At 54.6% G+C, this 8,749-nt stretch carries 8 protein-coding genes; 6 read left to right on the top strand and 2 right to left on the bottom strand.

Annotation, left to right across the window (positions count from 1 at the left end; genetic code table 11):
* Both EXZ48_RS33585 and EXZ48_RS33580 read left to right on the top strand, forming a co-directional pair.
* A partial coding sequence (locus tag EXZ48_RS33585; protein ID WP_207900591.1) for a recombinase zinc beta ribbon domain-containing protein occupies nt 1–1,211 on the top strand: 1,211 nt, incomplete at its 5' end.
* Nucleotides 1,212–1,403: 192 nt separating this feature from the next.
* The gene (locus tag EXZ48_RS33580; protein ID WP_130521373.1) at nt 1,404–1,973 is read left to right on the top strand and encodes a site-specific integrase; all 570 of its coding nucleotides are present in this window, start codon (nt 1,404–1,406) and stop codon (nt 1,971–1,973) included.
* A gap of 39 nt (nt 1,974–2,012) precedes the next feature.
* On the opposite strand, the gene EXZ48_RS33575 is transcribed toward EXZ48_RS33580, so the two are convergent.
* Nucleotides 2,013–4,637, bottom strand: coding sequence for a hypothetical protein (locus tag EXZ48_RS33575; protein WP_130521371.1), 2,625 nt, complete (start codon nt 4,635–4,637; stop codon nt 2,013–2,015).
* Between the two features lie 61 nt (nt 4,638–4,698).
* Between EXZ48_RS33575 and EXZ48_RS33570 the strand changes: the two genes are divergently transcribed.
* From EXZ48_RS33570 to EXZ48_RS33560, 3 genes are read left to right on the top strand one after another with little or no spacing between them, the layout of a single operon-like run.
* On the top strand, nt 4,699–6,060 hold the full coding sequence (locus EXZ48_RS33570; protein WP_130521369.1) for a hypothetical protein: 1,362 nt from the start codon (nt 4,699–4,701) through the stop codon (nt 6,058–6,060).
* Nucleotides 6,061–6,100: 40 nt separating this feature from the next.
* Nucleotides 6,101–6,643 (top strand): VUT family protein, encoded by a 543-nt coding sequence (locus tag EXZ48_RS33565; RefSeq protein ID WP_165909508.1) that lies wholly within the window; start codon nt 6,101–6,103, stop codon nt 6,641–6,643.
* On the top strand, nt 6,640–7,692 hold the full coding sequence (locus EXZ48_RS33560) for a glycosyltransferase family 1 protein (RefSeq protein ID WP_130521365.1): 1,053 nt from the start codon (nt 6,640–6,642) through the stop codon (nt 7,690–7,692). Before EXZ48_RS33565 ends, EXZ48_RS33560 begins: the two co-directional genes overlap by 4 nt.
* On the opposite strand, the gene EXZ48_RS33555 is transcribed toward EXZ48_RS33560, so the two are convergent.
* Nucleotides 7,669–7,962 carry a DUF6626 family protein gene (locus tag EXZ48_RS33555; protein WP_130521363.1) on the bottom strand — a complete coding sequence of 98 codons (294 nt, stop codon included), beginning with the start codon at nt 7,960–7,962 and terminating at the stop codon, nt 7,669–7,671. The two genes, EXZ48_RS33560 and EXZ48_RS33555, sit on opposite strands and share 24 nt — an antisense overlap.
* A gap of 95 nt (nt 7,963–8,057) precedes the next feature.
* On the opposite strand from EXZ48_RS33555, the gene EXZ48_RS33550 reads away from it, so the two are divergent.
* Nucleotides 8,058–8,749, top strand: a 692-nt coding sequence (locus EXZ48_RS33550; RefSeq protein WP_130521361.1) for a hypothetical protein, incomplete at its 3' end; no start/stop codon positions are given.

The following is an 8,749-nucleotide window of genomic DNA, read 5'->3' as shown; positions in this document are numbered from 1 at the left end:
ATCGATCAACCTTGGAAGATTATGTCCATCGGCCTACGAGACTGGGCACACAGGTCATGATCAATGCTCGTTGGTATTACGGCACATTTATACCGATCCTGAAAGTCGGTGACGGGAAGGAACAGATTGCTGATCCTATTCCAGACTATTTCCCTGCCGTCATCTCGGAAGAAGACTTCCATATTGCGCAACGCCATCGCGCTCGCCGGATAGTGAAAGGCCGGAAAGGCAATCGCTTCACTAACCTTTTCAACGGCATGTGCACCTGCGAACATTGCTTCGGCAATATGAGCATCAATTATTCAGGCGCACCGGGCAAACAAAAACCAATTCTGCGATGCTATAACAGTTGGCGCGGTGTCGGTTGTTCCGTGCCGGCAAAGTACTTTGACTATGAGAGCCTTGAACGCGTGGTTCTCGACACCGTGCGCGAGTTCGGCATTTCCGACTTTGTGGGCCAGAAGACCAAGAACACGGAATTGACGGCCATTGAGGAGGCAATACGGAAATCACATGCCGCACTGGCAGAAGTCGAGCGCAAAGAAGAGAACCTTGTAGGACAGATGCAAATGGTATCTGCCGCCTCTGCAAGCGTTCTTCATAAAGCACTGGATAAGCTGCAGGTTGAAAAGACCGATATTGGAAAGGCGCTAAAGCAGGCCAAGCAGGAGCGTGACATCATGCTGGGGGCAATGTCGGATTTCAGCGATATTGACCGGATCATTCAAGAGAACCGCCGGCAATGGCCGATCATGGATGACATTGAGGTGTTTCGTAGTCGCAGCCAAGTCAACGCGGCCTTGCGCTATTTATTCTCGCACTTCTTATTTGATGCTGAGAAACACATTGCATCGCTCGTTTTTGAAAATGGCCTATTTGCCTATCATTTCAAAGACGGAAAACTGGAGAGCACGACAGACCTTATAGCAAACGGGGTTGTCGGCCCGACGACCGGCGCAATGACGCTCGATCATTTCACAAGCCACATTCCCGATCCAACCAGCGAAGCCGGTCAACGGATGCTTGAGACGGCACAGGACAGAATTAAGAAGTACATGGTCGCTCGCAATCAACGCTCCCCCTCGAATGGTTTGGTTGCCACTAACCCGCGCCTTGATGACCCAGCGGTGCAACAGTTGAAAGCTGAACGCCAAGCGAAGGCGACTGAATGGGAAGCTGAACGCGACAAAAGAAAAGCGCTCAAACATTGAGCGCTTTCCACCTAGCGGCCTAGTACCGACGATGTCGAACCTCAGAAAATGTGCATTTCCTTAGATTGCCGGCCGACACGCCCCTATAGCCTTACGCCCATTGAGCATTTTCCGCCGGCAATCGACGCTCGCCCTTCCCGCTCATCGGCAACATAACTTGCGGCGTGGAAACTCGGCTTTTGTGAGGTTTTGATGAAACAGGCGCGTGTGCTGACGGACGCGGAATTCAAACGGTTGCTTGCCGTGGTCGCGCAGATGAAGCACGCGGGACGCAACCGGCTGGCGCTGATGCTGTCGCATCTGGCAGGGCTGCGTGTTGGCGAAATCGCCGCGCTGACCGTGCGCGACGTGATCGACGGCGAAGGCAAGGTCCGCGAGCAGTTGCGGTTGAGTGCGGAAGTCACCAAGGGCGGCCATGCCCGCGTGGTCTTTCTGAACGACAAGCTGCGCCGGGAGATCGAAAAAAACCGGAGCGAATGGCTGGAAGAGCGCAATGTGGATGCGCCGCTATTGCTGACGCAGAAGCGTACGGCATTTTCCGCGAACACGCTCTGCCAGTTGCTGGGCCAGCTATACCGGAGCGCTGGCCTTGATGGGGCGACATCGCATAGCGGCCGCCGGTGGTTCATAACCCGCCTTGCACATTCCGGCGTCAGCCCGAAGGTCATCATGACACTCGCCGGCCATCGCAACCTGACGACCACGCAACGCTATATCGACGTGCGCGACGAGATGATGAAGGCCGCTGTTGATCTGTTGTGAACGGTAGAAAGTTTGTTCGAACAAACTTTTACCTGCACATCACGGTTTCTCGACCGTAATTTCCTTCCGCTTGTCGCCCCAGCAACGGCGTTCGAAATCCTGTTTGTCGAGGGAATGTGACCCATCTTTCATCTGCAAGCCGAGATGCCCAAATTCGGAAACGAGCCGTTCGTGTCCTTCGCGCATTTTCTCGGTCCGATCGCCGTCACCGGCAGCGAAAGTGCTCTCACCGGAAAGCTCTTCCAGCACCATGTTCCAGCATGTCGTCGTGGAGTAGCCAAGCGAGACCGCCTTTAGAACCAGATAGGTGTCTTCTCCGTGGCACCGGAAGCTCGCATCTGGCAGCAAAAGCTCTCGTCCTTCTTTCGCGAAGTTCCTGACAACGATCATGCTTCCCTTAAGATCGGTGTTTTTCTTGAACACATGGTTGGCCGCATATGGATTGTCGGGACCGTTGAGTTCGCTGTTGAACGGCACCTTCCGGCCATAAATAGGGGCGAATACGTCAACGCCATCATAGGCAGCGTTGCCATTCGCGGCCATCTCCGCGAACAATCGGTAGCTGCTATTATGGTTCTCGGCCTGCATCAGCGCGGCATCGTCATCCATGATGATGCCCCAATCGAAGTCGCTCGCGTATAGCTGGTTGAGACAATCAATGCGGTTTTCAATCAGGATACGCGGACCGACGCGCGTGATTTTCCCGCCATGGTGCCCCAGCAAACTGAGTTCTTTGCTTTCGGCAATCTCCGCGTCGGTCCAGTTCGACGCAATCACATGAACGGGAATGTCGGTTGTGCGACGCCACCATTCAAGCTGCCATTCGAAATCAAACTTTCGGCTTTTCCGGTGTTCTGAGGCATCCGGCAGATAGCTGGTGATAAATGCGCCGAATGCGCGTCCGCTGGACGATGGCGAAGCCGGAAACCTTGCCCTCTTTATCTGCCTGTTGGCCTCGATCCGCTTGTAGTCGCGCGCCCGTGAAGCCGGCTCACTCACCGATGCCACTAACCCCGTCGACAACGGTTTCGCAGCAACAACAGAAGAACCAGACTGCCTCGGTGCTCGGATTGGTTTTTCTGGAGGGGTTGGCGGTGATCCCGGCTCTAGCGGAGTGGGTACAAGTGCTATGTCGTCGCAAACGAGCGTCCTGTCCATTTTCACGCTGATAACAAGCGGCGATGCGTACGCAAAATGGTCACCATCGAGGAAATGATGTTCGATGCAAAGGGCCGCATCCTCGACGTCGCTATCGGCGAAATATCCTGTGACGTCATCGCCAAATGGCGCGAGTGCCTGACAAAGTTGGTCCACATCCGCGATTGCAAGTTCCCGGTGTGGATGGAAACTTGCACCCGGCTTTTTAAGCGTCAGGAACGTGCTCCAGACATGTGGCAATTCCGGCGTAGCTAAGCGAAGTGCGTTTCCATCTGCCGCAAGCTGGAAACGCTTCGGCTTCGGGTAAGGCGTCAGATCGTCTTTGCGCTCCTTGTCGAACAGCTTCCTCGTGGTTTGAACGATGGAAGCTAGCCCTTGCATCTGATCCACCGTTAGCCGGAAATGCTTGCTTCGGCGGGTGGGCTTTGCGCCTCCTCGTAACTTGCGATCGTCCTTTCGTTCGTCAATCGGGAGGAGACGAAGCCGTATCGGTGATTTTGCGCTGCTCGCGAGATGCACGTCGGGGCCTTGAACGTCAAAGCGCCATTCGTCGTCGAACTGAAAGTCTTTGCGGAAAGTCTCAGCGTCCGCATAGGAAAGGAATAGCGGGCCCAGCCCATTCAGTTCCACTATCGATTTCACCAACGTCATTTCCGCGTTGGTGAACGTATAGCCATCGGAAACGAGTTTCAGTCGCGTGGCGGTTTCATCGTCCTGCTTATCGTTCCATATAAGAATATGGCGTTCCTCGTTTTTCCCAGGAGCCCCGCAACTGCCGACGATCAGGTCGATAGCGCGATAGAGACGAAATAGCGGCTTTTCTGCTAGCGGATGGGCTCGAATGTCGGCGGGGCCAACCAGATCAAGCAGATAGGTTTCCGTTGCAGCATCGTCGGGTGTGTCGCGGACATGGACCAGCCGGGTCGTCGTGCCGTCATAATAGACGAGCGAGCGGAAGAAACCCGGAGCGGCCCCAGCCATATCTACCCCCGTCAGGGCTTCGGTCAGCGGAGAGGCGGTCAATCGGTCTCTTGCGGTCTGCAAACGCATCGCTTTCGAACGGCCGCTTTTTCCGGATGTTCCGCGCGCAAAGTGTTCGACGGCCTTCTCGTAGCGACCCGATATGCCGCCGTTTTCTAACCATTGGTGGAGCGGTTCATTGATTTTTTGATCATGAGCGTAGGCGAGCACGTTACTGCACTGGCTTAGCCAGCTTTTCTGCCTGCTCTCACGGAACGTGAGATGAACGAGCGCATTGTAAGGGTTCTTCGCCGTGACCTTGTTCCATGGAAGCTCGTGTTCACGCACGAAGCTTTCCAATACGTCCGGCTCAGCGCGAATTTGTTGTCCGAAATCAAAGAGCGCCTCGAGCGCCAAATATTGTAGCGCGTCATTCTTGGCATCGTGTGTCTCAAAGGCCTTCGCGGCCTTCTCCACATCGCGAAACTCGAGATTGTAGTGGGTCACGCGGTCCGCAGTGGATGATTTCTTAACGGATTTGGCCAATTGATCGCTCACAATCTTAGCTGCACAAATTTGTTCGAATAAACTTTTATCGGGAATATCGATGCTTTCTGAAAAATCCCTTTATGCGATCTATATGCCGGCGATCAGTGCGGAATATGCAAGGATTGGCCACGCTCGGAGCGTCAAGCGCACATTGCCATTTCCGGAAACCGACCTGAACTTCCTCGATCCGGCGAGCGGCCTGTTTCACTATCCCTACGCCCTTTACAGCGCGGGACAGGCAGCAACCACCGCTGGTGCGGCAGGGCAGCAAAGCATTGTCAGCAAACGGGACCGAACCCGGACAACAATTGTCGGCGATAGCGGCGGGTTCCAAATTCAGCAAGGAACTATCCGCTTCGATGGAGATGCGACCTGCGACCGGATGTTACGCTGGCTTGATGGTCACGCCGATTTCTCGATGACCCTTGATTTTCCCACAGGCGGCATCGGCCTCGGCAATATGCGTTCTCATGCAAAGCGTCTCCACGAAGAGGGATACGATTTGCGCAAGCTGTCGAAGGCAAACGGCCTTTCAGAGGATTACAACGCGTGTCTGCAACAGTCCCTATTGAACCTCGATTACTTCACGACCCATCGCAGTGCGGGTGCAACGAATTTCCTCAATGTCATTCAGGGCCGCAACGAGCATGAAAGCAAAGTCTGGTACGATGCCGTAAAGGGTTACGGGCTGGAAGGTTGGGCTTTTGCAGGAGCGCATCAAAGTTCGTTTTCCATGCTTCTGAACCGCCTTATCGACATGAAAATCGACGGGCATCTGCAATCCGCAAAATGGATACATGTTCTCGGGGTCTCTACCCTTGCGGCCGCCTATTTGTTCACGACGATCCTTCGGTGCATCCGCAGGTTCAATCCCGACATTCAAATGAGCTTCGACACGGCAAGCCCGTTTCGCTCAGCCGCTAATTTCCAGTTTTGCACCGGCTATCGTATCGACAAATTCGGTGTGAAGATCGAAACGAAATCGATGCCAGAAGTGGGTTCTGTAACTGACAATCGGACGCTCAATGCGCTGTGTGCGTCCCTCATCAGTTCCCCGCCTACCGATCCTCACTATCTTGCGACACCGATGGATGCTCCTACGCCCGCACGCACCGCTATCGGGGAGGCGATCAAGGTCAGCGACATCTGCGTGGGGTCGCAGGGGTCGTCATCGTTGGACAGCGACAGCGTTCTCCTGCTGATGAACCACAATGTTCAAGCTTATGTGAACGCGTTCGCCGCTCTTCATGAAGGCTTCGACACGAACCCCTTACAGGATCAGGTGCCGCCGAAACTACGCATCGCCCGCGAAATCATCGAAACCACTTTGCTCGGCAGCGCGAATACGCATCAGATCGTGAACCAACGCCCGTTCATCAATGAGTGCGCCTACCACCTTGATGTCTTTGCGCAGGAATGATCCCCGCCAGTATCTTCCTTCAAAGTCGGAGATCATTTCCATGAAACCGCGAACCGTACACAACGCTCTCGTCGGGTCGAAGCCTGCGCACCATCGCTTGTACTGGTCCGGCCTCTATTTTGCGACCATCGTCGTCAGTAACCTCCTCTTGGTCTGGCTAGAACCGATAGAAATTCTCGGCGTCGTCATTCCGCCTGCGATTATCCTATTCGGTTTGGTCTTCGTTTTTCGCGACTACGCCCAAACCGATTTAGGGCATTCCGTTCTGGCGGTCATGCTCGCAGCAGCATTGGCCACATATTGGCTTGCCGGGCCTGACATCGCATTTGTCAGTGTCTTCGCATTTCTGGTTTCGGAACTGGTCGACTATGTCGTGTTCTCGATCACGAAACGCCCGTTCCTCCAGCGAATGTTGCTGTCTTCGCTTATCAGCGTTCCGGTTGATACCGCTGTGCTTTTCTATCTGCTCAACATCCTTGATGCCAAAACCTTGGCCGTTGGCGTGGCGGTGAAAATGATCGGTACGATGGCTGTCTGGTCATATTTGATGTGGAAGCAGACTGCCAAGGCACAGCCGGCATGACGATCTACATTGTTGGCCTTGAACAAAACGAGCAGCGCTATACAGGGGAATGGGCTATTCATCTGCCGGATCAAATCCGGCAAGCCCTGCCGAACCAGCACGTCCACGTCATCGAGGGCGCAGCGAACCGGCAGGAAACCACACCAGGTGCGTTCCTCAATTTCGCTTCAACCAACGTGTTTAAATCGCAGCAGATTGCCGAAATCGCCGCGCTCTTCGAAAGAGGTGAGGTCAAGCCCGGTGACAGTTTCCTGTTCACCGATGCGTGGCACTACGGAATTATCGCACTGCGCTATATGAGCGACCTATTGAGTATTCCGGTCCGCCAAATCGGGCTTTGGCACGCTGGCAGCCACGATCCATACGATTTTCTCGGTCGCATTCCCGATGTCACATGGGCTCGACATTTCGAGCGCTCGCTGTTTGAAGCAATTGACGTCAACGTGTTTGCCACTCGGTTCCACATCGATCTGTTCAAGCAGGTACACGGTATCGAAGACGAAGATCGCATCCTCCTTGCCGGCTGGCCGATGGAATACCTGCCGGGAACGCTCAAGCCTTTCGCTAATAGGGCAAAGCGCAAGCTGGTCCTGTTTCCGCATCGCATCGCGCCGGAAAAGCAGGTCGAGATATTCCGTGACCTCGCGACCGAATTTCCTGACTACGAATTCCGCGTTTGTCAGGAAACGAAGCTGACGAAGCACGAGTATCATGAACTGCTCGGGCAAGCCGTCGCCGTCTTCTCGGCCAGTCTACAAGAGACGCTGGGGATCGGGCTCTACGAGGGCCTGTTATGCGGGGCAAAGCCGATAGCGCCGGGCAGGCTTTCGTATTCGGAAATGTATCCTGCCGAATGCCTGTATCCTTCCGACTGGACCACAGACTGGGAAAGCTACCAGCGCTGCAAATCGCAGCTCGTCACACATATCCGGTCTGTCTTGGCCCAAGCAACGACTAACGATTGGCAATCCCGCGCATGCGAACTTATGTCCGAAGTCGGAGGGAAGTTCTTCGACGGAACACGGCTATATAGGGCGTTGTCTTCGTAGACCGGAACGGCGGACATCCGTAATCGCCCTGCGCTCGATCTCGCTCGTGAGTTTCTGCTTGAGTTCTAGCAGGGCAGGCTTGCCTTGCAGAGGCATTCGATCCAATCGCCAAACAACACCGCAAAGCGTAGCAAGGCCTGGCTCCCGCTGGGTTGCGATCAGATGTGAATAATAGCGCGGGCTGCGTCCGAGCCAGATGCGGGAGAATTCCATCTGTGAATTTGCGAGGCCCGCGGACTGCATCGTCTCGTAGATTTTCTTGATCTTCATTTCGACTATCTCCTTGATTTAAATATTTATTTCAAAAGCAGCTCCGTGCTAAAATTGCTGGATAAATAGCAGGCCATTTTAGGAAGGAGATTTTGATGACGAGTGCGATGTGGAAACTGAGGAACGCGATTTCGGATGCAGGGCTTATTAGCCGGAGGGACAAGAAACGTTTCCGCTGGCTGACTGAAGGGTACGAGCAGCAGCGGGCGATTGTAATGGCAGCGCTTGGTGACGGTCATCCGATGAAGGTGAAAATGATGGGCTGCGGCAAGATCGAGGATCCCGATGCCGACTACATGCGACATTGCGGTGTGCCGCTGTGTCCGCGGTGTTTTTCGCTGGAGCGTTCAAAACAGATTAAGCAGGCCACGCAGGAACGATTTGCATGCGTTGGCAATCATCAGCTGGCGTTCGCGACGATCCTTTTGCCGCTGACAACCAGCCTGAGTGAGGTCGATGAAATCCACGAAACCACCAAGACGCGCCTCCGCAACATTATTGCGAAACAGCGGCGCAAGGACAGCCGATGGGACAACTTCGAACTCGTCGGCTGGTGGGAGATGGATCGTATGGTCTACGATGACGTCGAGCACGTCGGCCGTAACACGCGCATTGCAGTCAAAGACCTCGGGGTGCCGCTCGTATACTACGACGACACCACGATCTGGCGTCCACATTTTCACGCGATCATCCGATTGGGCCAGCTTACCTGTCAACGGCGGAGTAAAAACCGGCCACGGGGCGGAGCAAAAGTCGGCCACTGCGGCGCCGGCCTGAGACCGCCGGG

This window comes from Shinella sp. JR1-6 (assembly GCF_004284735.1).
GTDB lineage: Bacteria > Pseudomonadota > Alphaproteobacteria > Rhizobiales > Rhizobiaceae > Shinella.
The sequence above is the reverse complement of the archived record's forward strand: the minus strand, read 5'-3'. Positions and strand labels throughout refer to the sequence as shown.

Bases quoted from the DNA above. Each gene is read 5' to 3' on its own strand.
- EXZ48_RS33580 (WP_130521373.1), top strand. From the start codon at position 1,404: ATGAAACAGGCGCGTGTGCTGACGGACGCGGAATTCAAACGGTTGCTT.
- EXZ48_RS33570 (WP_130521369.1), top strand. From the start codon at position 4,699: ATGCTTTCTGAAAAATCCCTTTATGCGATCTATATGCCGGCGATCAGT.
- EXZ48_RS33565 (WP_165909508.1), top strand. From the start codon at position 6,101: ATGAAACCGCGAACCGTACACAACGCTCTCGTCGGGTCGAAGCCTGCG.
- EXZ48_RS33560 (WP_130521365.1), top strand. From the start codon at position 6,640: ATGACGATCTACATTGTTGGCCTTGAACAAAACGAGCAGCGCTATACA.
- EXZ48_RS33555 (WP_130521363.1), bottom strand. From the start codon at position 7,962: ATGAAGATCAAGAAAATCTACGAGACGATGCAGTCCGCGGGCCTCGCA.